The sequence below is a fragment of the Effusibacillus sp. SKA8 genome (genome assembly GCF_058273125.1).
Window position 1 is genome coordinate 133,204 of sequence record NZ_JBZCSF010000006.1, and the last position, 25,171, is coordinate 158,374.

Below are 25,171 nucleotides of genomic sequence, written 5' to 3' on the forward strand. Positions count from 1 at the left end.
ATGGGAACGCTTATACAGGGAATACTCAGATGATGGAGTTTTTTCCGCAAAATTTATTGTTTTCGGTAAGACGCCAGTGTCGCGCCCTGATAGAAATACGTCAGGATGTCGCGGGCGGTCTTGCCTTCTTTGGCCATCCCCTCCGCGCCGTTTTGGCTCATTCCAACCCCGTGCCCGTAACCGTGGGTCGTGAACGTGATGGTGTCTCCGTCAATTTTCCATGTGAAATCGGTTGAATTCAACCCGAGGGCTTCCCGAAACTCCGGCCCGCTCATCACTTTGTTGGCGACTTGAATTTTCTTGACCCGATTGCTAGCAGACGTTTCCAACACTTTGATCATGCGCCCCTGGTTGGCGGATGTCACAACCGTTTGCAGGCCGAGCAAGCGATAAAACTCTGCGAGCGACATTTTTTTCGTGTCCACCGCATGTTTCGCCTGCTTATCCCAAGGGCTGTCGACCGACCGCAAATAGGGCAAGGCCCTGCCCCAATAATCCTGCGAGTTCTCGGTCTTCCCGTTGGACGTGGAAAAGAAAAGCGCATCGATCGGTTCCCCGTTGTACGTCAGAATTTGTCCCTTTGTCTCGTTTACCGCCTGTACGATTTTATTCAGGTTTAACTGGTATTCGACAACTCCCCAGCGTTGTTTCAATTTCTCGTCGGTGCTGTACGCCTGATCCCGCCGGTAATCGTCTGTCACATGGGCTCCTTCCGGCGTCAGCATGTTTTTTTGGATGCGGCGCACCGCATTCGTGCGGGCGGCGATCGCCTGCGCCTTCAGGGCTTCCAGCGAAAAAGTGGCCGGCATCTCGGCCGCAACCACGCCCTTTACGTATTCTTCCAGCGGAATCTCGATCACTTCTTTTGTTTCTTTTAAGTAGATTTTCACTTTTTGATCGCTGTCCGCAACTGAAAGTTGCGAAGTCTGGTCCCGCTTCGGCAAAACACTCACCAGTCCGGCCGGAATCGCCAGCATCAGGACAAGCGCCAGTGCGAGCATTGCGATGATCGGTCTGTCCACGGTTGCAGCGTTCCTCAACAGTCGATTCCTCCTATCCGCCAAAGCGCATCGATGTGCCACCGTTCACTCTACCAGAATGTATATGTCCGATTTCCAGCCGTATGCCCGCGCACATCATGAAAATAGGGCAACCGCCCGCTGCAGTTGCCCTTTTGACTCTGATTGAAAAATGGGTGGATCAGTCCACCCGCGTAATGTCCGCGCCGACAGAACGCAGCTTGTCCTCCAGACGCAAATATCCGCGGTCGATATGGTGCAAGCCGCGGACTTCCGTCTCACCCTGCGCACCAAGTCCGGCGATCACCAGAGCCGCTCCGGCACGCAGGTCGCTGGCGGTCACGCTGGCTCCCGTCAGAAACGGAACACCCGTGATCATGGCGGTACGCCCCTCGATCCTGATGTCGGCTCCCATCCGTTGCAGTTCGGCGACATGCATGAACCGGTTTTCGAACACGCTCTCGGTGACCAGGCTGTTGCCGGGAAGAACGGTCAGCAACGCCATCATTTGCGCCTGCATGTCCGTCGGGAAACCCGGATACGGCAATGTCTTCACATCCAGCGACCGGCTCCCGGGGCCGCCAAAAACCCGTATGCCATCCACATCTTCTTCAATCCCGATACCGGCTTCTTTCATCTTGGCGATCACCGGTTTCAGGTGGTTGGAAATGGCGCCTTCGACATACAAATCGCCGCCGGTCATCGCTCCCGCAATCAGGAACGTGCCCGCCTGAATGCGGTCCGGAATCACAGTATGGTTGGCTCCATGCAAGCTGTCAACGCCTTCGATCCGGATCACGTCCGTCCCGGCGCCCCGGACGATGGCACCCATGGCGTTCAGGTAGTTAGCAAGATCGACGATCTCCGGCTCTTTTGCCGCATTTTCGATAATGGTTCTGCCTTCCGCCAGGACAGCAGCCATCATGATGTTTTGGGTCGCTCCCACACTCTGGATGTCCAGATAAATGCGGTTCCCTTTCAATCTGTTGCCCGCCACGCGGGCTTCCACGTGTCCGCGTCCGACTTCAACTTCCGCTCCCAAGGCCTGGAATCCTTTGATATGTTGGTCGACTGGCCTGGACCCGATGGCGCAGCCGCCCGGCAACGCCACCCGGGCGTGCCCCATGCGGGCGAGCAAAGGCCCCATTACAAGAAAAGAGGCCCGCATTTTGCGAACCAAGGATTCGTTGGCGATCCATTCATTCACGTTTTGCGAGTCTATGCGCAATATGGTGTCACTTTCCCGGCGAACTTCCGCGCCTAACGCGATGATCACTTCGCTGATCGTCTGGACGTCTGTCAGCCAGGGGACGTCTTCAATCACACTGGTTCCCTCTGATGCAAGAATGGAAGCGGCAAGAATCGGCAGTACCGCATTTTTTGCACCATCAACTTTTACGCTACCCGACAGGCGGTTTCCGCCACGAATCAAATACTTCGACAATGTTGCAACCTCCGCTCAGGCGGGCTATTGCCCTCAGACTTGTACCTCAGTACTCAATTGTGACAATCGGTGCGCCGACGAGGATGCGCGTATTTTTTCTGTACGCGTCGTAATGAACCGCCACCTGAAGATTCATTCGTTTCCCGTTGGTTGTTATGTACTCCTTGATGAAAGGGGAATACCCCGATACGCTTGTCAGCAATTCGGAACGGATCCCTTCCGTCTCACTTGCGCCTACAGCCGCAAACACCCGCTCAACCAGTCGATTCCGTTCCATGCTGTCAATTCTATCACTCCGAAAACCTTTGATACAAGTGCTAATTTGTGGGACCGCACCGATCTTGGCCACCGTACTTTTTACTTTCTCGATGGACTCCCGAATATCCTGCACGCGGTCCGATTCCCGTTCAATCTTGATGACCAAAACCGTCTGCGGCTGTTCCGTCTGCAAATTCATGGAAGTCAATACGAGCGATACGGCAGTGGCAGGATCCCACCGTCCGTGTAATTGGTACACATGTTGCCGTCCGTCGCCAGTTTTATACTCGCGGGCATCCGGAATCCGCAGTTCCGAATTGAGTTCTTTTGCCATCTCAACCAAATCGTCCATTTTCATGTATGTACGGTTGACGATCGACCAGTTGTGGACAAAGTACCCCTCCGCCTCCGCACCGGCCGCATCGAAAGCCTGGACCAGCATCTCTCCCATATGCATCTCCCTTATGGCGGTTGAATTGACCGGATACGCGCAGGCGACACCTATAACAAGGCAGATGAACAGCACGATAAATGCGATTTTTTTCATCCGTGTAACCCCCTCCTGCGGTCAAATCTATAACCCTATCAATCAGCCTGACCCTGCGCGGACGGATTTATACCTCCGAAAAACAAAAATGTCACCGCGCCGCTCCTCTGTCTCCAGAAATAAAGTAAAAAGGGACAACTCCCCTGCCCCGTTTTTGGGACACAGGAAGTTATCCCTTTTGGCCAACTCAGTTTGTTTTCGGGTCTTTACCCGAGATGTTTCAACAACAGCGATGCACTGAGATACTGCAGGAAAAACTGCCCCAGAACAAACCCGAGCGCAATCGCCAAAATCAGCCGCAGCATGCGGGCCGGACCCCCGCGGTAGTCGCGGAGAAACAGCTCCCATTTGACGCTCCCCAAAGCGTACCATGCAATGGCGATTGTCAGCAAATAAGTCACCAGCTGCAGCAGACTGTAGAGACCGACGGTAACCGGCAGCGACGAAGTCGTGAACATGTTACACCGGACCGAACCACTTGAGTTTTCCGAGCACGTTCAGAAACACGTCGGGCATGACTCCGAGTCCGACAGTAACGATCAACGCGATGCCGATCACTACGGTCAAGCTGACCGGAGTCTGCAGGCGCGCTTCCGCCCCGTCCATCTCTTTTGTGAAGATCAGACGGATAATGCCGAAATAGTAATAGAACGAAACCACCGACGCTGCAAACATAATTCCCGCCAGCCAGAAGGACTGGGTGTGAATCGCGCCAAGGATGATCATAAATTTCCCGAAGAATCCGGCTGTAACCGGCATGCCTGCCATCGAGAGCAGGAATAGCGTCATGGCGACAGCCAGGAATGGAGACCGCCGGTACAACCCGCGGAACGATTCAACGCTTTCCGATGCGGCGTCTCTCGTGACATGGGTGATGATTGCAAATGCCCCCATCGTCATCAGAACATACACCCCGAGGTAAAATACCAATTCGGTCAGAGACTGCAGCAGATTGACGACACTTTGCCCTTTCCCGAGCACCGCTATCGGCACCAGGAGATAACCGGCCTGCGCAATGCTTGAATAGGCCATCAATCGTTTGATGTTTTTCTGGGAAACGGCCGCCACGTTTCCGATCACCATGGTCAGAACCGCCAACACCACGAGGATCATGTACCACTCCGCGATATAACGGGAGTACAGGAACAAAATCACGCGGAACAGCATCGCAAATCCCGCCGCCTTCGACACCGCGGACAGAAACGCGGTCACCGGCGTCGGCGCCCCTTCATAGGTATCCGGGGTCCACATGTGGAAAGGAACCATCGAGATTTTGATTCCGAAGCCCGCCAGCATCATCACCAACGACAGGAGGAACAGGAAATTGAATTCGCTCCACAACGCCGTAATCGAATCAATCGCCATCGCGATATTGGTAGTCCCCGTCAATCCGTATACGAATGACATCCCGTACAGTGTCAAAGCCGTTCCGATCGCGCCGATAATAAGGTATTTCATGGCGCCTTCCGCCGATTTCGCGTAATTGCGGCGCATGGCGACCAGGACATAAGACGATAGAGACAGCAGCTCAAGCCCCACAAACAGCGTCACCAAATCAAGCGATGAGGCCATCACCATCGCGCCGGTCGTTCCGAATAACAGAAGATACGAATATTCGCCCCGCGCCAACGGAACGTGCCGCATGTAATCGATGGACATCAGCAGCGTCAACGCGGACCCGAGCAGGAAAATCAATTTGAAGATGTTGCCGTAATCGTCCAACACGTAGAGGTAACCGGATAACTGCTGCAGTTGCTTGGCCGACTGCATCCCCACCATATTGGAGATCACCATGCCGCCTGCCGCAACAAGCGCCGTAATGCCAAGCCAGGGAAGGACGCTTTTCTGTTCCTTTTTCAGCAGCAGATCCAGTATCAACAACAAGAATCCGGCAATGACGAGGACGACTTCCGGCCCCATAATGTTCCATACAGACAGAAAATCGAGTCGTTGTACCTGTGCCATCGTCTATCCCCCTATCCTTGCGACAAGCTGAGTCAATGTCGGATTCACCAGGTCGCCGAGAATCGCCGGATAGACGCCGATCAGGATGACGATCGCCAAAAGCAGCACCATCGGTACATATTCAGCCGCCGTCGCATCCTTCGCACCTTCCAGCACCATGCCGGGAGGACCAAACGTGGTGCGCTGCATCGCCCACAACAGATACACAGCCGCCAGAATGATACCGGCCGTTCCGATCGCGGAAAGCTTCGGGAAACTTTCGAAGGAGCCCATGAAGGATACGATCTCCGAAATGAATCCGCTCATTCCCGGTAATCCAAGTGAACCAAGCGCTCCCGCCAGCAAAAACCCCGACAAAATCGGCATTTGCTTGGAGATTCCGCCCAATTCGTCGATTTGAACGGTACGGGTCCGCTCCTGAATCGCGCCGATCAGGAAGAACAGCAGCGCAGACAAGAGCCCGGACGAGACGGTCATCAGGATTCCACCCTGCAGCCCCGCATGGGTCAGCGACGCGACGCCGAGCAGGACAATCCCCATATGCGAAATGGCGGAAAAGGCCAGCAGTCTTCTCCAGTCTTTTTGCACCATCGCCACCAAAGCGCCGTACACGATGTTGATCACACCGATGGCCGCAATCGCGGTGCCGAATTTTGCTATCATGTCCGGCAAAATGCCTACCCCAATCCGGAACAGCACATAAGCGCCAACTTTCATCAACACGCCGCCGAGGATCATGGAGACGGCCGGCGAAGCTTGTTCATGCGTGTCCGGCAGCCAGGTATGGAACGGGAAAAACGCCTCTTCGATCAAAATCGCAAGGAACAGCACCAGGAAGATTCCCTGCCGGAAGTCGAGCGGGATGATGTCCCCCGCTTTTTTGAACACGTCGGCGATTTGGAGCATGTCGAAACTCATGTTCCCGCCGGTGTATCCGGCGGAATACGCCAGACCCAGGAAAGACACGAGGATTCCGACCGACGCCAATCCCCGGTACAACAGAAACTTGGCAGCGATCTTCTTTTTGTTCTCCCCGCCCCAGATTCCGATCAGGAAATACATTGGAATCAAGGTCAACTCGAGGAAGAGGAAGAACACAAACAGGTCAAGGGCGACAAACACGCCGTACAACCCGGTGACAAGCAGCAAAAACCAAACAAAGTACTCTTTCGTTCTGTGTTCCACGCGCCAGGAAGCCATAACGGACAATACGCTGACCAACGCGGTCAACAGCACAAACGGCAGCGACAGACCGTCGACCCCCAGGTCAAAACCGATCCGCAGCGGCCCTTCCACAAACGCGAAGGGAACCTTAATCCAATCATACGCCACTTTAAATTGCATACCGGCTGCGGCGTCGAAACCGGCGAGCACCGCTGCGGCGCCAAGAAGCGGCAGCAAGGTTGCCAGCAGTGCGATCGCTTTGATTTGCGATTTCGCGTTGCCCGGAACGAACAAGATCAAAAACGCGCCCAAAAGCGGCAGGAGTGTAATCCAGAGCAAAACATGGTTCATCGGATCGCACCTCCCATATACAAGCTAACCGCAACCAATGCGAGCACTCCCAGCGATGTGAGCAGTCCGTAGGTTTGAATCTGGCCGTTCTGCCCGTATTTCAGCCCGAGCGAAGAGGCAAATGTCGTGTGTCCCACCAGCGACACCAAGCCGTCGACAATCCAACGGTCGATGAAATTCAGGGCTTTACCGATCCATACAACCGGCCCGACGATGATCAACTGGTAGATTTCATCGATAAAGAATTTGTTATAGCACAACGTATAGAGCGGACCGCTTGCTCGCGCCACATTTTCGGGATTCACGCTGCGTTTTCCGTACATCAGATACGCGAGCAGGATGCCCGCACCTCCCACCAAGACTGACAGGCCGGCAATCGGGAACGAGAACGGGTGATGCGTACCGAGTTCCTGTTGTCCTTGCAAGAAATGCCCAAATGCGTTGCCAAAGAACGGCGCGTTCACAAAACCGATCACCAGTGCCATAATCGCCAGCAACACCAGCGGAATGGTCATCACCGGGCCGCTTTCATGCGGATGGACCGCTTGACTGCCGCGGTATTCGCCCGTAAACGTCAGGAAGAATACGCGGAAAATATAGAATGCAGTGAAGAATGCCGCAATTGTTGCCAATATCGCCAAGACGGTGTTGCCGCTGGCAAACGCCGCCGTGAGAATTTCATCTTTCGACCAAAAGCCGGCAAACGGCGGAATTCCGGCCAAAGCCAGCGCACCGAACAAAAATGTCCACGTGGTGACCGGCATCTTTTTCCACAGCCCGCCCATTTCCCGGATATCCTGCGTATGCACCGCATGGATCACGGAACCGGCACCGAGGAACAACAAGGCTTTAAAGAACGCGTGTGTCATCAGATGGAAGACGGATGCCACATAAGCGCCCACCCCCAACGCCAGCATCATGTATCCGAGCTGGGAAATCGTCGAGTAAGCGATCACGCGTTTGATATCGTTTTGCGTCAAACCGATCGCGGCTGCAAAAATCGCCGTAAATCCGCCAATCACCGCCACCACCATCATCGCGCCGGGGGACGCTTCAAACAGCGGGAACGTGCGAGCGACCAGATATACCCCTGCCGCCACCATCGTCGCGGCATGGATCAACGCGGACACCGGAGTCGGGCCCTCCATCGCGTCGGGCAACCAGACGTGCAGCGGGAACTGGGCCGATTTTCCGACCGCTCCGACAAAGATGAGAATCGCGCTGAGCGTGATCAGGGTCTGCGGCTCCAAATCGAGGGTTTTGCCGACTACCCAGGTCGCGTTTTGGGCGGCACTGTGCGTGCCCGCCACCGCGTCGGCAAATTGGAAAATGCCTTGATAGTCAAAACTTCCAGTCGCCAAAAACAGCAAGATGATCCCGATGAACAATCCCACGTCGCCGATCCTTGTCACGACGAAGGATTTCTTCGCCGCCGCTGCCGCTTCCGGCTTGAAATACCAGAACCCGACCAGCAGGAACGAGCAAAGCCCCACCAGTTCCCAAAAGATATAGAGCTGGAGAAGATTCGGCGAGATCACAAGCCCCAGCATTGAGAAAATAAACAAGCTAAGGTATTGGTAGAACACGGAAAACCGTTCGTCACCGTGCATGTACCCTTTTGAGAAAAGCAGCACAAGCGTACTCACAAAACTGACCACCACCAGCATGACGGCGTTCAGCTGCGTGACTTCAAATCCGACCGTCAGCGTTTTGTCCCCGAACGCAAGCCAGCGGAACACGTACGCTCCTTTGTATCCGTTGGCCACGACATCCCCCAGAATCAGAAGAGACAAGACAAATGACGCCAACGAAGCGACCACTCCGACCGCGGCAACAACGCCCTCTTGCGCACGCCTGCCGAGAGCCAACAGCAGCAGATAAGCCACGAGTGGAAAGAAGGGAACGAGCCAGGCATAAGCCACCATATTATCACCTACCAGTTTCGCCTGAATATTGACAGCGAAGTTCCTTCGCCTACCACTTGGTTAAATTCATGTCCTTCACATCGCTCGAGTTACGGTTCCGGTAGAGAGAAATCAAAACTGCAAGACCGATTGCGACTTCACAGGCGGCAATCACCATCGCAAACAGGGCAAATACCTGACCGTTGATACCCGGCGCCAGCCCCAGGCGGGAAAACGCAACAAGGTTGATGTTGACAGCGTTCAGCATCAATTCGATGGACACCAAAACGATAATGATGTTGCGCTTCCACAGCACTCCAAACAAGCCGAGACAGAACAGAACCGCCGCCAATAAAAGGTATCTCACAATCGTCGGTTCCATTATTCCTCCTCCTTCCGCGCCAGGATCACCGCGCCCACCAACGCCACAACCAACACCACGGACACGAGTTCAAAGGGAATCGTGTAATTGGTGTAAATTGCGTCCGCCACCGCTTTTACCGAATTGTCCCCCCAGGGCGGAACCGGTTGTTTGGGAGACAGTTGCTGCCATTTTGTCCAATCGGTGGAGTTAAACCCCCAGTACAACAAAGCAAGCAATCCGCCAGCCGCCACAACCGCCATTCCCGTATGGGCATTCAGCTGTGTCGGCTCTTGTGAACCGTGATGGGTCAACATGATCGCGAAGATCATAAGAATCGTGATGGCACCCGCATAGATCAGGATCTGGGCAAACCCCACAAAATCCGCGTCAAGCAAAATATAGATGCCCGCAACGCCGATGAATACAACTCCGATCAACAGTGCCATGTGGATCACCTTGCGGCTGAACAACATGGCGACCGCTGAACCGATGACGACCAAGCTGATCAAAATGAATGCAACCATTTGACCGGTCAATACTGGTAACGCCATTACCTGTCACCCGCTTTCCCGGCAGCGGTGACTTTGCCGCCGCCTTTCACTTCCGCGTGTTCGGTTGTCGTCTTATCCGTCTCGCCGGTTTTCAAGCCTTTGCGAGCGTCATGTTGACGGCCGTTTTCCGCCAGCCATTCAATGTTCTTAAACAGCGCGTCCCGGCTGTATTCCGCCAATTCGAACGTGTCGGTCATCCGAATCGCCTCGGTCGGGCAAACTTCCGTACACAAGTCGCACAAGATGCAAATTTCGAAATTAATGTCGTACGTTTCAATGTGCATTTTCTTGTCTTCACCGCGGCTTCCCGACAGCGAAATGCAACTGGTCGGGCAGATCCGTGCACATTGATTGCAAACGATGCAGAGCTCCGGATAAAATTTGTGCACGCCACGGAAGCGATCCGGCCATTGTGGCTTAACTTCGGGATACATAAGGGTATATTTTTTCTTGGGAATCTGACTGACCGTAACACTTAGCCCCTTCAACAGTCCAAACATTTTCTCACCCCTTACGCCACCACGAGTTTAAAGACCGCAGTGATGATGATGTTCAGCAGCGCCAACGGTATCAGAACTTTCCAACTGAAGCTCATCAGCTTGTCGCCGCGGACGCGCGGGAAAGTTGCCTGCAACCAGAACATCAGGAAGATAAACGCGAATGCCTTGATCGCATACCATAACCAGCCGGGCAGAAACGGTCCCGACCATCCGCCGAAAAACAAGGCGGCGGCAAGTCCGGCCATGGCTACGGTATACACGTATTCCGCCAGCATGTAGAACGCGAACCGGAAACCGGAGTACTCGGTAAAGTATCCAGACACCAGTTCCGATTCGGCTTCCGGCAAGTCAAACGGAGTCCGGTTCAACTCGGCGGTCGCCGCGATAATGAAAACGACAAATCCCAAAATCTGCGGCACCACATACCACACATACGGAAAATTCTCCTGCGCCTTGACGATTTCGACAATGTTCATCGATCCCGCCATCAATACAACACCCAAAATCGACAGGGCAAGCGGAATTTCATACGCGATCAGCTGCGCCGCCGACCGGAGGCCGCCGATCATCGAATACTTGTTGTTGGACGCCCAGCCTCCCAATACAATCCCGATGATGGAGATGGAGGAAAGCGCAATATAGTAGATGACGCCCACATTCAATTCCGCCGTGAACAAATGTTTCGCCGTGTACGGAATCACCGCCAGTACCATGAACGCCGGCACGTATGTGATCATCGGAGCGATCAGGAACATGAGGCGGTCCGCTTTTGCGGGCACAATATCTTCCTTGATCAACAGCTTCAAAATATCGGCAAACGGCTGAAACAATCCAACCGGACCAACCCGGTTCGGTCCGATGCGCCCTTGCATCCAACCGATAAGCTTCCGCTGAAAATAGATGGAATACGCAACCACTCCAAGCACAACGCCCAGAACGATTACGCCGCCGATCACCATCCCCAATACGGTGGCGGGCGTAAAAGGTTGATTGATCCAATCAAACATTACGAATCAACCTCCCCAAGAACAATGTCAGTCGCCCCCAGGATCGCAATGAAGTTGGCCATGTTTTGCCCCTTCAAGAGACTTGGGAGAATCTGCAGGTTAGCGAAGGACGGACGGCGGATCTTCAAGCGGTACGGTTTCTCCTTGCCGTCGGACACAATGTAAACGCCCAGTTCGCCTTTTGCCGCTTCGACGGCCGCATAGTATTCGCCTGCAGGCACGCGGATGATTTTCGGCACTTTTCCCATGACCGGACCTTCCGGGATTTGCTCAAGCGCCTGTTCCACAATCTTGATCGACTCTTCCATTTCACGCATGTGGCACATATAGCGGTCGAAGCAGTCTCCATTTTCCCCGACCGGGATTTCAAAATCAAACCGGTCATAAATCGAATACGGTTTGTTTTTGCGAAGATCCCACTTAAATCCCGTACACCGCAGGTTGATTCCGGACAAGCCGTGGTTGATCGCCGTTTCCGCGTCATATACGCCAATCCCTTTTACGCGGCTCAAGAAAATTTCGTTGCCGGTTACCAGATCATGATACATTTTCAATTTTTCCCTGAAATGCGGAATATAAGCTCTAATTTCAGCGAGCCAGCCTTCGGGAGCGTCATATTTGACGCCGCCGACCCGCATATAGTTGTAAGTGAGACGGGCGCCGCAGATTTTGTTGAAAAACTCACAGATTTGCTCGCGTTCTTGAAACGCGTACAGGAACGGACTCATCGCCCCCAGGTCCAGCAAGTAAGCGCCCAGAAACAGGAGATGCGACGCCACCCGGTTCAGTTCCGCCACAATCACGCGCAAATATTCGGCACGCTCCGGCACTTGAATATCCATCGCCTGCTCAACCGCATTGACGATCGCATGGTTGTTCAGCATGGCGGCAAGATAGTCCAAGCGGTCAAAGTACGGAATAATCTGGGGATACTGCAGGTCTTCCGCCAGCTTTTCCGTGCCGCGATGCAGATAGCCGATGACCGGAGTCGCTTCCGTGATGATCTCGCCGTCGATCTTCACCACAACCCGAAACACTCCGTGTGTACTGGGGTGTTGGGGACCGACGTTCAATAACATTTCTTCTGTGCGAATTTCGGCCATGTTCCCCCACTACTCCTTCCACACACTGAAGTCTTTGCGCAGCGGATGGCCCTCATAATCTTCAGGCAGCATGATTCTGCGCAAGTCCGGGTGTCCCGTAAAGGTTACGCCCAGCAAATCGTAGATCTCCCGTTCTTCCCAGTTCACGCCTTGATAAATCGGGGTGAGCGACGGAACTTCCGCATGGTCGCGCGGAGTTCTTGTCTTAAGCGTGATAAAATACCCATGCTTCATCGAATAGAGATACAAAACCACTTCGATATAACCCTTGGCCGGATAATCGGTTCCCGCCATCACTTCCGGATAATCAAACAGCGTTTCGCTATTGTAGCGCAGGAATTCGACGACATCCCGCCAGCGGTCGCGTTTGATCACATAGGTCGGTTGATATTTCGCCAACACGACTTCTTCCAACACATCTTCTCCGAATTTGCCGACGATCAGAGCGCGGAATTTTTCAAGTGTTTCCTGCGCTTCTTCTTTCTTGGGATCCGGCTTCTCCGCTTCCGCCGGCGCATCCGCTTGTGCGGCAGCCGGTTTCGGCGAATCCTGTTTCTTCGGATCCGCTTCCGCCAAAGCGGGCTGCTGCCCATTTACTTTCTTCTCTTCCGTCACGTCCGAGGCACCTTCTTTCCTTTAGCCTCCAATCGAATTTTCTCCTGGAGCTTGTTCAGTCCATAGATCAACGCGGGAGGAGACGGCGGGCATCCCGGGATGTACACATCGACGGGAACAAACTGGTCGACCCCCTTGACGACCGAGTAAGAACGAACATAAGGGCCGCCCGCGGTTGCACACGATCCCATTGCCACCACCCATTTGGGTTCCGGCATCTGATCGTACAAGCGCTTGATCAGAGGGGCCATTTTTTTCGTTACCGTTCCCGAGACGATCATGCAGTCCGCCTGACGGGGGGACGCACGGAAGATAATCCCGAACCGGTCGAGGTCATAATGGGACGCACCGGTCCCCATCATTTCAATCGCGCAGCAGGCAAGCCCGAAGGTCATCGGCCATAGCGAGTTGCTTCGCGCCCATGCTTTCAACTGTTCCAAAGCGCCAACAAAAACACCCGCCTGTTGCAGTTCCATCGATTCCTCGGGAGTGAATCCCTCAAACTCAACGCGCGGTTGCTGGCTGTATCCTTTTATCACGTCCATTCCAACACCTTCTTCTTCCAAGCGTATGCCAGGCCCACCACCAGAAGTCCGATGAAAATCAGGACTTCCACCAGGCCGAACAGCCCGAGATCCATGAACGAAACCGCCCACGGATACAAGAAGAGAATTTCTACGTCAAACACGACAAACAAAAGCGCAAATAAATAGTATCGGATGTTGTAACGGACTTGCGCTTCTCCGAAGGGTTCGAGACCGCTTTCATAGGTCGTCAGCTTTTCCGCGGTCGGTTTCTTCGGACGCAAGAGGGGTCCGAGCACCATCAGCGAGCCAACGGGGAGTATGATGCCCAACAGGAGGAACAATGTTACAAAAATATAACTGTTCCAATACGCAAACATAAGGCACTCCTCCAGTGATTAATTGAGAAAGTTTTCACAGACCGATATCATTATACCATATAAAATGTTCACAGGAATGACAAAAATCACTGCAAAAAGCCCACCTCTTCCTTGCAGGTGGGCTTTTTCCCGCTTATTTCGGTACTTTCCCTTTCGCGACTTGCAGACGGTTCAAGGCGCGTTGCAGCGCGAGTTCAGCCCGGCGGAAATCGAAGTTTTCCTGGCCTGAAGCCGCCAAACGCTGTTCCGCACGCTGGCGAGCACGCTCGGCCCGATCGACATCGATTTCTTCCGGCAGTTCGGCCGCTTCCGCCAGGATTGTCACTTTCTCCGGTTTCACTTCCATAAAACCGCCCGACACGGCAACCAACTGCTCGCCCCCGTCTTTCATCTTGATCCGAACAGCCGAAATCTTAAGCGTGGTGACCAGCGGCGTATGGCCGGGAAGAATGCCCAAATCCCCGGCGCCTCCGCGTGCAATCACCATCTGTACATCATCGCCGAACACCTTACGGTCAGGCGTAACGATCTCAAGTGGAACGGTTTTCATTTCACTACCCTCCTACGGCCTTGGCGACCTAGGATTACATATTCTTGGCCGCTTCCACCACTTCATCAATGGTGCCGCGATACCGGAACGCAACTTCGGGAATGTCGTCATGCTTGCCTTCGAGAATTTCTTTGAAGCTGCGCACCGTTTCCTTGACCGGTACGAAAACGCCCGGCGTGCCGGTGAACTGTTCGGCGACATGGAACGGCTGCGACAGGAAGTTTTGAATCTTGCGGGCACGGGCAACCGTCAGCTTGTCTTCATCGGACAGTTCGTCCATCCCCAGAATCGCGATGATATCCTGCAGTTCGCGGTAACGCTGGAGAACCGCCTGCACGCCGCGCGCCACCTGATAATGCTCTTCGCCGACAATGTCCGGAGACAGCGCGCGGGAAGTGGAAGCAAGCGGGTCAACCGCAGGGAAAATCCCGAGTTCGGCAATCTTCCGTTCCAGGTTGGTGGTCGCATCCAGGTGCGCGAACGCCGTTGCCGGTGCCGGGTCGGTGTAGTCGTCGGCCGGAACGTAAATCGCTTGGATCGAGGTGATCGAACCTTTTTTGGTCGAAGTGATCCGCTCTTGCAGTTGACCCATTTCGGTCGCAAGAGTCGGCTGGTAACCCACCGCGGACGGCATCCGTCCGAGCAGGGCGGACACTTCGGAACCCGCCTGGGTGAAACGGAAAATGTTGTCGATAAACAACAGGATGTCTTTTCCTTCCCGATCGCGGAAATACTCCGCCATTGTCAGCCCTGTCAACGCAACCCGCAGACGCGCGCCCGGCGGCTCGTTCATCTGGCCGAAGACCATCGCCGTCTTGTCGATAACGCCGGAATCTTTCATTTCATGGTACAGGTCGTTCCCTTCGCGGGTCCGTTCACCCACACCCGCGAATACGGAGTAACCCCCGTGCTGCTTTGCAATATTGTGGATCAATTCCTGCATGGTAACGGTTTTTCCCACACCCGCGCCGCCGAACAGGCCGATCTTGCCGCCCTTGATGTAAGGGGCGAGCAGGTCGATAACTTTGATCCCGGTTTCGAGAATCTCGACCTTCGTTGAAAGGTCCGTATACTCGGGGGCCGGACGGTGAATCGGGTGTCTTTCTTCCACTTGCGCCGGCCCTTGTTCATCGATGGTTTCGCCGAGAACGTTGAAAATCCGACCCAGTGTTCCCGTACCGACCGGAACGGAAATCGGCGCTCCGGTGTCAACAACTTCCATGCCGCGGACAAGGCCGTCCGTGCTGGACATGGCAACAGTACGAACCACATTGTCCCCCAGGTGTACGGCAACTTCAACCGTCAGATTGATATCGACTTCATTTTCATTCTGTGCTTTATGCTTAATCGTCAGCGCGTTGTTCAATTCGGGAAGCTGGCCTTCCGGGAACCGAACGTCCACGACCGGACCCATTACCTGTACAATACGTCCAGTATTCATCATTGCCCCTCCTATCATCCGCCTATTTTAAAGCTTCCGCGCCGCCGACAATCTCGGTGATCTGCGTGGTGATCGCCGCTTGGCGAGCCCGGTTCAACGCCAATGTCAGCGTCGAAATCATCTCGGTCGCATTGTCGGTCGCATTGCCCATCGCAGTCATGCGGGCACCGTGTTCGGAAGCTTTCGATTCAAGTAACGCAGAGTAAATGAGTGTTTCCGCATATTTGGGAAGGAGTTCGTCGAGCACTCCTTCCTCCGAAGGCTCATAAAGATAGTTTGCGTTTGGTTTGCCGGCCGCTTCTCCTCCGACATCTTGCAAGGGCAGAATCTGTTTCGTCACGGGCACCTGCGAGATGGGGGAGTTGAATTTGTTGAAAATCAAATGCACTTCGTCGTATATGCCGTCTTCATACATTTTGACCACCGCTTCCGTCACGCGTTTGATATCCGCGAAGGTCGGAAAATCGGACAAGCCCGTGATCTCCCCGACAATCGGGTATCCGCGCTTTGCGAAGAAGTCGCGGCTCTTGCGCCCAATCGCAAAAATTACATACTCGTCCTTGGATTTGTCCCGAAACTCGTTTATCGCGTGGCGGATTACCTGCGCGTTGAAGGAACCGGCAAGCCCGCGGTCCCCGGCGATGATCACATACCCCACTTTTTTCACGGGGCGTTTCACAAGCATCGGATGACGGACACCGCCCGCCTTTGCGATGCTGCCGATCACTTCTTCCAATTTTGCCGTGTAAGGACGCGCCAGGGTGACGCGTTCCTGCGCCCGGCGCAATTTGGCGGCCGCAACCATCTTCATCGCCTTTGTGATTTGCTGGGTATTCTTAACGCTTCGAATACGGCGCCGTATATCACGTGCGCTAGCCATCTCGTTTCACCACCTTTGTGAGCGACTCCCATCGGGCCCCGATTAACCTGCAAACGTCGCTTTGAATTTGGCAACCGCTTCTTTCAGCAGGCTGACCGTTTCCTCCGAAAGGTCTTTCGTTTCGGCGATCGCCTTGGGAATCTGCGGGTAATTGGTGTCGACAAACGCCAGAAACTCCCTTTCAAAACGGCGTACGTTTTCAACAGCAATATCATCCAATGCGCCGTTTGTTCCGGCCCAAATCGAGATCACCTGCTTCTCGACAGGCATCGGCTGGTATTGTCCTTGCTTGAGAAGCTCGGTCAACCGAGCGCCGCGGTTCAAGCGGGCTTGGGTCGCTTTGTCCAGGTCGGAACCGAACTGGGCGAACGCCTGCAATTCACGGTATTGCGCAAGTTCAAGCCGGAGTGTACCGGCGACTTTTTTCATCGCTTTAATTTGTGCGGCGCCACCGACACGGGAAACCGACAATCCAACGTTAACCGCCGGTCGGACACCGGAATAGAACAGGTCAGATTCGAGGAAAATCTGGCCGTCGGTGATGGAGATCACGTTGGTCGGAATGTAGGCGGATACGTCACCCGCTTGGGTTTCAATGAACGGCAATGCGGTCAGGGAACCGCCGCCCAGTTTGTCGGAAAGTTTTGCCGCACGCTCGAGCAAACGGGAGTGCAAGTAGAACACGTCGCCCGGGAACGCTTCGCGTCCGGGAGGACGGCGCATCAAGAGAGACAGTTCGCGGTATGCGGCCGCTTGCTTGGACAGGTCGTCATAGACGCAGAGCACGTGACCGCCCTTGTACATGAAGTGTTCGCCCATGGCGCATCCGGCGTACGGAGCCAGGAACAGGAGCGGCGCCGGATCGGATGCGGACGCGGTTACAACGATGGTGTATTCCATCGCGCCATGCTTACGGAGCGTCTCCACTACTTGCGCCACGGTCGATTGCTTCTGGCCGATCGCAACATAGATACATACTACGCCTTGGCCCTTTTGGTTGATGATGGTATCGATGGCAACAGCCGTTTTACCGGTCTGGCGGTCGCCGATGATCAATTCCCGCTGGCCGCGTCCGATGGGAATCATCGAATCGATCGCTTTAAGGCCTGTTTGCAGCGGTTCATGCACGGATTTCCGGTCGATAACGCCCGGCGCCGGGGATTCGATCGGACGGAATTCCTTGGTTTCAATCGGCCCGCGTCCGTCAACCGGCTGCCCCAACGGGTTGACGACCCGGCCGATCAACGCTTCCCCTACTGGAACCTGCGCGATGTTACCGGTACGCTTCACGATGTCGCCTTCTTTAATACCCGTTACCCTTCCCAAGACAACGCAACCGACGTTGTCTTCTTCCAGGTTGAACGCCATCCCGATCTCGCCGTTCGGGAATTCGAGCAACTCGCCAGCCATGGCTTTTTCAAGCCCATGGATACGCGCAATCCCGTCACCCACTTGGATTACGGTGCCCACATCGTATACTTGGATATCAGATTGGTAGTTTTCAATCTGCTGTTTGATTAACGCACTGATTTCTTCAGGACGAATGCTCATTTTTTCACCCCTATCTACCGTACTTGGTTCCGCTTGAGATTCTGACTAAAACGCTCCAATTGCCCTTTCACACTCGCATCGATCACCCGGTCGCCCACTTTCAAGCGAACGCCCGCAATCAGATCCGGGTTGACGGAAGCGGTGATGTCCAGTTTCTTGCCGCAAGCGGCACCAAGCTTTTCCCCCAGATCCTGCAAATCGGTTTCGGACAACGGCACTGCCGTTTCAACATGGGCTTTCACTTGACCTCTGTGCTCATTGGCCAACCGCGTGTATTCTTCGTAGATGCCTTCGAGTTGATTCTCACGGCGACGATCCAACAACAAGCAGAGAGTGTTCAGCGTCGTGGCGGAAACCGCTTTTCCGAACAACTCCGACACTTGCTTTTTTTTCACATCCGACGAGATTCCGGGATGCTGGAGAATACGTCTCAGTTGAGGATGATCCTGCAATACGGCCAATATGATTGCCAGGTCCGCTTCCACGCCATCCACGTTATCCTGTTCTTTCGCAATGGAGAACAGGGCATCCGCGTACCGTTTGGCAACTGCACCCCCTAGCATACGCGTTCCCCCATCTCCTTGACCGCTTCGTCAAAAAGCGCCTTGTGCTTGGCCGCATCCACTTCCTTGCCGATGATTTTTCCCGCAAGGAGTACGGACAATTCGGCGACCTGCCCGCGGAGCTCCGCGATCGCAAGTTCCTTCTCGCGGTTGATGTCGGAAACCGCCTCTTCCTTGATGCGCTTCGCTTCGGCCTCGGCTGCGGCGATGATCTCGGCCGCTTGCTTTTCACCTGTGCGACGGGCGTTTTCCATCAGGTCAGCCGCTTCTTTCTTGGCCGCTTGAATCGCCTCCTGATGCTGCTTTGCCAATTTTTCCGCTTCCTCGCGGTTTTGCTCCGCAGCGGCGATTTGATTCTCGATATATTGCTGCCGCTCGTTCATCGTCTTCATCAACGGACCGAACGCAACCCGCTTGAGGAAGAGGAACAACAGCCCGAAAACGATCAGTTGGAATATGGCATTGCCCAAGTAAAACTCCACCTGTTTTTCACTCCTTTCTCGAGAGACAAAGGACAAAACGAAGGCGAGGACAAGTCTGTCTCGTCCCGCCTAACGAGCTCCTGCGAGTCTCGTTTTCGATTAGATTCGACCGAAGAGGATCAGACCAATAGCCAGCGCGATAACGGGCAGCGCCTCGACGAGACCGAGACCGATCAACGCCTGGGTGAACAGCAGGCCGCGTGCTTCCGGCTGACGAGCAATCCCTTCAATATAACGGCTCAATACCAAACCGTTCCCGATACCTGCACCAACTGCAGCAAGACCCATAATCAAACCTACCGCAAGAACTGTCAAATTCATCTGAATGCAACCTCCTTGGATTTTTCATTCAATTGAAAATAGTGTCAAAAGCATAGTGTCAACAAGCGATTAATGATGTTCATCGTGCGGAATCTTTTGCCCGATATACACGAGGGTCAGGACCGTGAAGACGAACGCCTGAACCGTCCCGACGAACATGGAATAAGCCAGCCAGACCAACATCGGGATCCCGCCCGCGATGCCTCCGGCCACCCAGCCCAGCGAGGCCGGGATGCCCACCAGAATGCCAAGCAAAACTTCACCGGCAAAAATGTTGCCGAAAAGACGAAGGCCCAGCGTCAAAAACTTGGGAAGCTCTTCAACCAGATGGAGCGGCAGCATCAGCGGATTCGGTTCCACCCAGTGTTTAAAATATTGCCCCGGTTTGCTGAGCCCCACCAAATGGCTCAAGAGCACCATCGTGATCCCCATTGTCATCGCCACGGTCAAATCGGCCGTCGGAGACATCCAGAACGTGTAGTGCCCCTCTCTCTCAATTCCCAAACCATGATGGGCATGGGCCGTAATATTGGTGATCAGCCCCATCTGGTTTGACACAAACATCCAAATGAACAGCGTCAACCCAAGCGGCACCCATGTGTCCGCGTGTTTCGCGCCGACGGTGTCCTTTGCCAACCCCCGGATGAAGTCGACAATCATTTCGAGGAAGTTCTGCATCCCGCTTGGCCGGCGCATATCCAGACGCCTGACAGCGGACGCGGCAATCAGCGCGACAACGACCGATGCGATCACCGACATCAGCGCCACCGTCAGGTTCAGCTTCAGACCGAAAAGTTCAATCGTTGGAAATAAATGTTCCATCATTTCACCCCTTCCGGCTTGGAATCTTTGCCTTGTCCCCTATGCACGCATATGTCTACGAAAATGACGATCTGATAAGTGAAGAGTGCAAAAATCATCGCGTAGACATTCGGATAGGCCAGTTTATTCGCAATCATCACAGCGAAAGCGATCGCCGCAATCCGGGAGAAAACCGGCATCACGGGCTTCTTCCCGCCGCCCTGCATTGCGACCGTGGCTGCCATTTCGGCCTGCCTGGCAAGACTTACGGCAAAGTAAACGCTTGCCGCCGATCCGATTGCCAAACCTGAGAAAACCGATTTCCATGCAGGTACAATCCCCCATAGCACCATCCACACCACTGTGATATAGAGCGTAAACCTGACCGTCCGCCGAACGAACTTTTTGGCATCTTCCATACGCAACGGCTCCTGGTGTTTCACTATGTAAAACGGTTGTACCTCGTGGTGAAATCGACCTAGACAATCGTACAATATAGTAAGTTTAATTGTCAACGAGGTACCTACCCACTTTTTCCCGTATCTATACAGCCTTCACGGAACGTTCACATTTCTGTCAAACTTCGCCAAACAGCCTGCCGATTGCCTCACCATACCGGCGCAATGCAATACCGGCCCCCCGCCAAAGTGCAACCGCTTTGGCGGGCAACCGGCCGGATTTGCGTCACGTGTCCCGTCAATCCCGTTCGACAATCATGGCCACACCCTGTCCGCCACCGATGCAAAGGGTGGCAAGTCCGCGTTTGCTGCCCCGCTTTTGCAGTTCATGAAGCAATGTAACCAGAATGCGTGCCCCGCTGGCTCCAATCGGGTGTCCAAGGGCGATTGCCCCGCCGTTTACGTTCAGTTTCTCGCGGGGAATCGCCAAATCTTTGCCGACCGCCAGGGATTGAGCCGCGAACGCTTCGTTCGCTTCGACAAGGTCGATGTCGTCCATGCGCAGGCCTGTTTTTTCCAACACTTTGCGAGTAGCAAAAATCGGCCCCAGCCCCATGACCGACGGATCCAGACCGACCGACGCCGAGGCTGTGATGCGGGCAAGCGGTTTTAACCCAAGTTCGGACGCCTTGTCTTCTGACATGACGAGCAAAGCGGCAGCTCCGTCATTGATCCCGGACGCGTTTCCGGCTGTTACCGTGCCGTCTTTCTTAAATGCGGGGCGGAGCTTCGCCAACACCTCTTTCGTGGTGCCGGCACGCGGAAACTCGTCTTTGTCAAACACCGCGGGTTCGCCTTTTTTCGACGGAATTTCGACAGGAACGATCTCTTCTTTGAAGCGGTCGGCCTTGATCGCCGCTTCCGCCTTTTGTTGGCTCCAGGCGGCAAACTCGTCCTGCTCGTCGCGGCTCAACCCGTATTTTTCCGCGATGTTTTCCGCCGTGATTCCCATGTGGTAATCGGAGAATGCACACCACAAACCGTCCCGGATCATCGAGTCGACCGCTTTTGCGTCTCCCATCCGGAAACCGGCACGCGCGCCTTCCAGCAGATAAGGCGCCCGGCTCATGTTCTCCATGCCGCCGGCCAAAATCACGTCGGCGTCTCCCGCTTTGATCGCCTGCGCCGCCAACATGACCGCTTTCAGGCCGGAACCGCAGACTTTGTTGATCGTCATGGCGGGAACCGATTCATGAAAACCCGCTTTTACCCACGCCTGCCTCGCGGGGTTCTGGCCGAGTCCGGCCTGCAACACATTGCCCATGATTACTTCATCGACTTGTTCATGGCTGACTCCGGCGCGTGCCAGCGCTTCTTTGATGACGATGCTCCCCAGTTCGGTTGCCGGAATCCCGACCAATGACCCTTGAAAACTGCCGATGGCTGTGCGAACCGCACTTACGATTACCGCTTGTTTTCCCATTTGAATCCTCCTGCCTCTCCCGTAAAATTGAATTGCCAAAATCCCCCTCTTATTCTGCCGGCTGCTTCCATCCTTCATGCACGAACCCGGAAGCGTAACCATCTTTACACTTCGAATTCGTCCGGACGTCCTCCAAGTCCGTAATGATGGAGAATAGCCTGTACGATTCGGTCGGCGGCCCGGCCGTCCCCGTACGGATTTGCCGCTATCGACATGGCACGGTGTGCCTGCGGATCGTTAAGTAACTTGTACGCCAAAGCATAGACGGTTTCCTCCTCCGTGCCGGCCAATTTTAACGTACCGGCGGCAATACCTTCCGGACGCTCCGTCGTATCCCGCAGCACGAGCACCGGCACCCCCAGTGACGGCGCTTCTTCCTGAATCCCGCCAGAATCTGTCAAAATCAGGTACGCGCGGGACATGAAGTTATGCGTATCCACCACATCCAGCGGATCGATCAGGTGTATCCGGGGGTGCCCTCCCAATATCGCTCTTGCCGGTTCCTGAACGGCCGGATTGAGATGGACGGGATACACAAGCGCCACATCCTCGTGATCCTCCACGATCCGGCGGACCGCTCGGAAGATGTTCTCCATTTTCTCCCCGATGTTTTCCCTGCGGTGCGCCGTCATAAAGATCAACCGCCGGTCTCTGCCAAGCGCGTCAAGGATCGGATGCGAATAATCCGCCCTGACGGTGGTCTTCATCGCATCAATCGCGGTGTTGCCGGTTACAAAGATAGAGTCCGGTCGCTTGTGTTCCTGCAGAAGATTCTTTGCCGACTCGCGGGTCGGGGCAAAATGCAAATCGGCAAGGATTCCCGTCAACTGACGGTTCATCTCTTCCGGAAACGGCGAATATTTGTCGTATGTACGAAGCCCCGCCTCGACGTGCCCGATTGCCACCTGCTGATAAAAAGCGGCCAGCGCCGCCACGAACGTCGTCGTGGTATCCCCGTGCACAAGCACGATGTGCGGCTTCACTTCAGCCAGCACGTCCGCAAGCCCTTTCAGCGCTTTAACGCTGATCCCCGTAAGGGTTTGCCGGGGTTCCATGATGTCCAGATCATAATCCGGTTTGATGCGAAAAATATCCAGCACTTGGTCAAGCATCTGCCGGTGTTGCGCAGTCACACAGACCTTCGACTCGATCGCCGGCGCCGCTTTTTCCAACGCTTTGACAAGCGGAGCCATCTTGATCGCTTCCGGTCGCGTTCCAAACACTGTCAGTACCCGAATCGGTTCCATTTGCGCTCTCCTCGTCATTTGGTGCCAAAGAGACGGTCTCCCGCGTCGCCCAGGCCCGGAACTATGTATCCGTGATCATTCAGTTTCTCGTCGACGGCCGCCACATAGATGTCGACTTCCGGATGCGCCTTCTGGACGGCGGCAATCCCTTCCGGGGCGGCAATCAGGCACATCAGTTTGATGTTTTTGACTCCCCGTTGTTTCAAAAACGAGATGGCGGCAACGGCCGACCCGCCGGTGGCCAGCATCGGATCAATCACGATCAGGTCCCGTTCCTGCGCGTCGGTCGGGAGTTTGTAATAGTATTCAACCGGCTGCAGCGTTTCCGGGTCGCGGTACAAACCGATATGCCCGACCTTGGCCGCCGGAATCAGCCGCAAGATCCCGGCCACCATGCCGAGTCCCGCCCGCAGAATCGGCACCAGGCCCAATTTTTTGCCTGCGATCACTTTCGTTTTGGCTTCCGAAACCGGCGTTTTCACCATCGTCTCCATCAGCGGCAAATCCTTGGTGATCTCGTAGGCCATCAGCATCGCCACTTCTTCCACCAGCTCGCGGAATTCCTTGGTACCGGTATTTTCGTCGCGTATGTACGTCAGTTTGTGTTGAATCAAAGGATGGTCGAACGAATGCACTTTGCCCATTTTCTGAATCTCCTTCGGTAAACTGAGGTGCTCCCCGACTGAATCATCCTAATTATAACAAAGCGGATTTTATGGTGCTACTTTCCAATCTTTCCGGTATCCGTTTTTTCGGCATTTTCGGCTGCAGGAGTAAGGCGGCAACATTGCGTGGCCGCTTTTTTTGTTCCACCGCCGTTCATTTATTTTATTAACACTCTTTTCCTTATTAAATAGAAACCTGTTATTTCATTCTGTTTAAATAGAAACCTGTTATTTCATTCTGTCGATGTTGGCTGATTCATAGTAAAATGGACTCAGGCGAATAGGAGGGATTTCCCATTTTGCTGAAAGTATACGAAATTCTTATGCTGATTCTCATCATCGTCGCGGTATCGATTCCGATGGTGGATTTTCCGCACGCGCAGCAAATCGACTTTCTCATCTGGATTGTTTTCGTGATCGATTATGCGGTCCGCCTGTGGCGGGCGGACGACAAAAAGAAATTTGTGAAAGCGAACATTTTCAGCCTGATCGCTTTGATCCCGCTGGACAACCTGTTCCGTTCGTTTCGGATCTTCGAATTTTTCCGGGTGTTCCGGTTGAGCGTATATGTGTATCGCTACGCAAAACCGTTATTTTTGGTGATACATACCAACGGGTTGTCAAAGATGCTTGTTTTTACCCTGATCATGATCGTCGTTGGGGCTACGATAGTCGAAATCGTCGAACCGGAGATCCATACGCTTTCGGACGGTTTATGGTGGGCGATCGTGACCACGACAACCGTCGGATACGGGGACATCTCCCCGAAGACCGGTGTGGGGCGAATCGTGGCGGTGATCCTGATGCTGGTCGGCATCGGGACGATCGGAATGATTTCCGGGACGATCGCCACCCATTTTTTGACCAAAAACGATGCTGACGTGCCAAGCGGGGTGAAACATATCCAACAGGAATTGGACCGGTTTCACGATTTGACGGAAGCCGAGATCAGACTCCTGATCCGCTACATGGAATCCCTGCTGGAATTGAAAAAGGAGCAGACGGCGGCAAAAGACAATTCGCAGCCCGTTCCGCCCGACAAGCCCGTACAGGTCGATGAGGAAGAAGCCCGCTAAAAAGGGGAAAGCGCTGA

At 54.3% G+C, this 25,171-nt stretch carries 28 protein-coding genes; 1 reads left to right on the plus strand and 27 read right to left on the minus strand.

Translation table 11 applies throughout. The features are described from left to right. Positions 1 to 53: 53 nt before the first annotated feature. The 27 genes from spoIID to upp all read right to left on the minus strand — a co-directional run bounded on the left by spoIID (position 54) and on the right by upp (position 24,057). Positions 54 to 1,040, minus strand: coding sequence for a stage II sporulation protein D (gene spoIID / locus AC4ED1_RS07125; protein WP_490937104.1), 987 nt, complete (start codon positions 1,038 to 1,040; stop codon positions 54 to 56). Between the two features lie 160 nt (positions 1,041 to 1,200). After that, positions 1,201 to 2,463, minus strand: a complete 1,263-nt coding sequence (gene murA, locus AC4ED1_RS07130; RefSeq protein WP_490937106.1) for a UDP-N-acetylglucosamine 1-carboxyvinyltransferase — start codon at positions 2,461 to 2,463, stop codon at positions 1,201 to 1,203. A 46-nt stretch (positions 2,464 to 2,509) separates the two neighbouring features. Continuing rightward, positions 2,510 to 3,268 (minus strand): YwmB family TATA-box binding protein, encoded by a 759-nt coding sequence (locus tag AC4ED1_RS07135; protein WP_490937108.1) that lies wholly within the window; start codon positions 3,266 to 3,268, stop codon positions 2,510 to 2,512. 206 nt (positions 3,269 to 3,474) lie between these two features. Beyond that, entirely contained in the window at positions 3,475 to 3,726 is a 252-nt protein-coding gene (locus AC4ED1_RS07140; protein WP_490937110.1) for a DUF1146 family protein, read from the minus strand. Between the two features lies 1 nt (position 3,727). After that, positions 3,728 to 5,233 carry an NADH-quinone oxidoreductase subunit N gene (locus AC4ED1_RS07145; protein ID WP_490937111.1) on the minus strand — a complete coding sequence of 502 codons (1,506 nt, stop codon included), beginning with the start codon at positions 5,231 to 5,233 and terminating at the stop codon, positions 3,728 to 3,730. Positions 5,234 to 5,236: 3 nt separating this feature from the next. Continuing rightward, positions 5,237 to 6,748, minus strand: a complete 1,512-nt coding sequence (locus AC4ED1_RS07150; protein ID WP_490937112.1) for a complex I subunit 4 family protein — start codon at positions 6,746 to 6,748, stop codon at positions 5,237 to 5,239. Next, positions 6,745 to 8,673 carry an NADH-quinone oxidoreductase subunit L gene (gene nuoL / locus AC4ED1_RS07155; RefSeq protein WP_490937113.1) on the minus strand — a complete coding sequence of 643 codons (1,929 nt, stop codon included), beginning with the start codon at positions 8,671 to 8,673 and terminating at the stop codon, positions 6,745 to 6,747. The genes AC4ED1_RS07150 and nuoL overlap by 4 nt, the downstream gene beginning before the upstream one ends. A gap of 49 nt (positions 8,674 to 8,722) precedes the next feature. Continuing rightward, on the minus strand, positions 8,723 to 9,034 hold the full coding sequence (gene nuoK, locus AC4ED1_RS07160; protein WP_490937115.1) for an NADH-quinone oxidoreductase subunit NuoK: 312 nt from the start codon (positions 9,032 to 9,034) through the stop codon (positions 8,723 to 8,725). Further along, complete coding sequence (locus AC4ED1_RS07165; protein ID WP_490937117.1) at positions 9,034 to 9,567, minus strand: NADH-quinone oxidoreductase subunit J; 534 nt, start codon at positions 9,565 to 9,567, stop codon at positions 9,034 to 9,036. The genes nuoK and AC4ED1_RS07165 overlap by 1 nt, the downstream gene beginning before the upstream one ends. Further along, the gene (locus AC4ED1_RS07170) at positions 9,567 to 10,067 is read right to left on the minus strand and encodes a NuoI/complex I 23 kDa subunit family protein (RefSeq protein WP_490937119.1); all 501 of its coding nucleotides are present in this window, start codon (positions 10,065 to 10,067) and stop codon (positions 9,567 to 9,569) included. Before AC4ED1_RS07170 ends, AC4ED1_RS07165 begins: the two co-directional genes overlap by 1 nt. Positions 10,068 to 10,078: 11 nt before the next feature. Further along, positions 10,079 to 11,074, minus strand: coding sequence for an NADH-quinone oxidoreductase subunit NuoH (nuoH, locus tag AC4ED1_RS07175; protein WP_490937121.1), 996 nt, complete (start codon positions 11,072 to 11,074; stop codon positions 10,079 to 10,081). Beyond that, entirely contained in the window at positions 11,074 to 12,177 is a 1,104-nt protein-coding gene (locus AC4ED1_RS07180; RefSeq protein ID WP_490937123.1) for an NADH-quinone oxidoreductase subunit D, read from the minus strand. The genes nuoH and AC4ED1_RS07180 overlap by 1 nt, the downstream gene beginning before the upstream one ends. A gap of 9 nt (positions 12,178 to 12,186) precedes the next feature. Further along, positions 12,187 to 12,792: an NADH-quinone oxidoreductase subunit C gene (locus tag AC4ED1_RS07185; RefSeq protein ID WP_490937125.1), complete on the minus strand. Its 606-nt coding sequence runs from the start codon at positions 12,790 to 12,792 to the stop codon at positions 12,187 to 12,189. Beyond that, a complete protein-coding gene (locus AC4ED1_RS07190) occupies positions 12,789 to 13,337 on the minus strand; it encodes a NuoB/complex I 20 kDa subunit family protein (RefSeq protein WP_490937127.1) in 549 nt (182 codons plus the stop codon). The genes AC4ED1_RS07185 and AC4ED1_RS07190 overlap by 4 nt, the downstream gene beginning before the upstream one ends. Continuing rightward, positions 13,328 to 13,696 carry an NADH-quinone oxidoreductase subunit A gene (locus AC4ED1_RS07195; RefSeq protein WP_490937128.1) on the minus strand — a complete coding sequence of 123 codons (369 nt, stop codon included), beginning with the start codon at positions 13,694 to 13,696 and terminating at the stop codon, positions 13,328 to 13,330. The genes AC4ED1_RS07190 and AC4ED1_RS07195 overlap by 10 nt, the downstream gene beginning before the upstream one ends. A 133-nt stretch (positions 13,697 to 13,829) precedes the next feature. Then, a complete protein-coding gene (locus AC4ED1_RS07200; RefSeq protein ID WP_490937129.1) occupies positions 13,830 to 14,246 on the minus strand; it encodes a F0F1 ATP synthase subunit epsilon in 417 nt (138 codons plus the stop codon). 34 nt (positions 14,247 to 14,280) lie between these two features. Beyond that, positions 14,281 to 15,687: a F0F1 ATP synthase subunit beta gene (gene atpD, locus AC4ED1_RS07205; RefSeq protein WP_490937131.1), complete on the minus strand. Its 1,407-nt coding sequence runs from the start codon at positions 15,685 to 15,687 to the stop codon at positions 14,281 to 14,283. Positions 15,688 to 15,709: 22 nt separating this feature from the next. Then, entirely contained in the window at positions 15,710 to 16,567 is an 858-nt protein-coding gene (atpG, locus tag AC4ED1_RS07210) for an ATP synthase F1 subunit gamma (protein WP_490937133.1), read from the minus strand. 42 nt (positions 16,568 to 16,609) lie between these two features. Beyond that, complete coding sequence (gene atpA / locus AC4ED1_RS07215) at positions 16,610 to 18,118, minus strand: F0F1 ATP synthase subunit alpha (RefSeq protein ID WP_490937135.1); 1,509 nt, start codon at positions 18,116 to 18,118, stop codon at positions 16,610 to 16,612. Positions 18,119 to 18,132: 14 nt separating this feature from the next. Beyond that, positions 18,133 to 18,681: a F0F1 ATP synthase subunit delta gene (locus AC4ED1_RS07220; RefSeq protein ID WP_490937137.1), complete on the minus strand. Its 549-nt coding sequence runs from the start codon at positions 18,679 to 18,681 to the stop codon at positions 18,133 to 18,135. Beyond that, a complete protein-coding gene (gene atpF, locus AC4ED1_RS07225) occupies positions 18,675 to 19,163 on the minus strand; it encodes a F0F1 ATP synthase subunit B (protein WP_490937139.1) in 489 nt (162 codons plus the stop codon). Before atpF ends, AC4ED1_RS07220 begins: the two co-directional genes overlap by 7 nt. A 99-nt stretch (positions 19,164 to 19,262) precedes the next feature. Then, positions 19,263 to 19,484, minus strand: a complete 222-nt coding sequence (gene atpE, locus AC4ED1_RS07230; RefSeq protein WP_490937141.1) for a F0F1 ATP synthase subunit C — start codon at positions 19,482 to 19,484, stop codon at positions 19,263 to 19,265. A 69-nt stretch (positions 19,485 to 19,553) separates the two neighbouring features. After that, complete coding sequence (gene atpB / locus AC4ED1_RS07235) at positions 19,554 to 20,306, minus strand: F0F1 ATP synthase subunit A (protein ID WP_490937143.1); 753 nt, start codon at positions 20,304 to 20,306, stop codon at positions 19,554 to 19,556. Continuing rightward, a complete protein-coding gene (locus tag AC4ED1_RS07240; RefSeq protein WP_490937145.1) occupies positions 20,306 to 20,704 on the minus strand; it encodes an ATP synthase subunit I in 399 nt (132 codons plus the stop codon). Before AC4ED1_RS07240 ends, atpB begins: the two co-directional genes overlap by 1 nt. 277 nt (positions 20,705 to 20,981) lie before the next feature. Further along, entirely contained in the window at positions 20,982 to 22,166 is a 1,185-nt protein-coding gene (locus AC4ED1_RS07245) for an acetyl-CoA C-acetyltransferase (protein WP_490937147.1), read from the minus strand. Between the two features lie 104 nt (positions 22,167 to 22,270). Next, entirely contained in the window at positions 22,271 to 23,413 is a 1,143-nt protein-coding gene (gene wecB, locus AC4ED1_RS07250; protein ID WP_490937149.1) for a non-hydrolyzing UDP-N-acetylglucosamine 2-epimerase, read from the minus strand. Between the two features lie 14 nt (positions 23,414 to 23,427). Then, entirely contained in the window at positions 23,428 to 24,057 is a 630-nt protein-coding gene (gene upp, locus AC4ED1_RS07255) for a uracil phosphoribosyltransferase (RefSeq protein ID WP_490937151.1), read from the minus strand. Positions 24,058 to 24,377: 320 nt separating this feature from the next. Here upp and AC4ED1_RS07260 point away from each other — a divergent pair, with 320 nt between their 5' ends. Beyond that, positions 24,378 to 25,154, plus strand: a complete 777-nt coding sequence (locus AC4ED1_RS07260) for a potassium channel family protein (RefSeq protein ID WP_490937153.1) — start codon at positions 24,378 to 24,380, stop codon at positions 25,152 to 25,154. Positions 25,155 to 25,171: the final 17 nt, after the last annotated feature.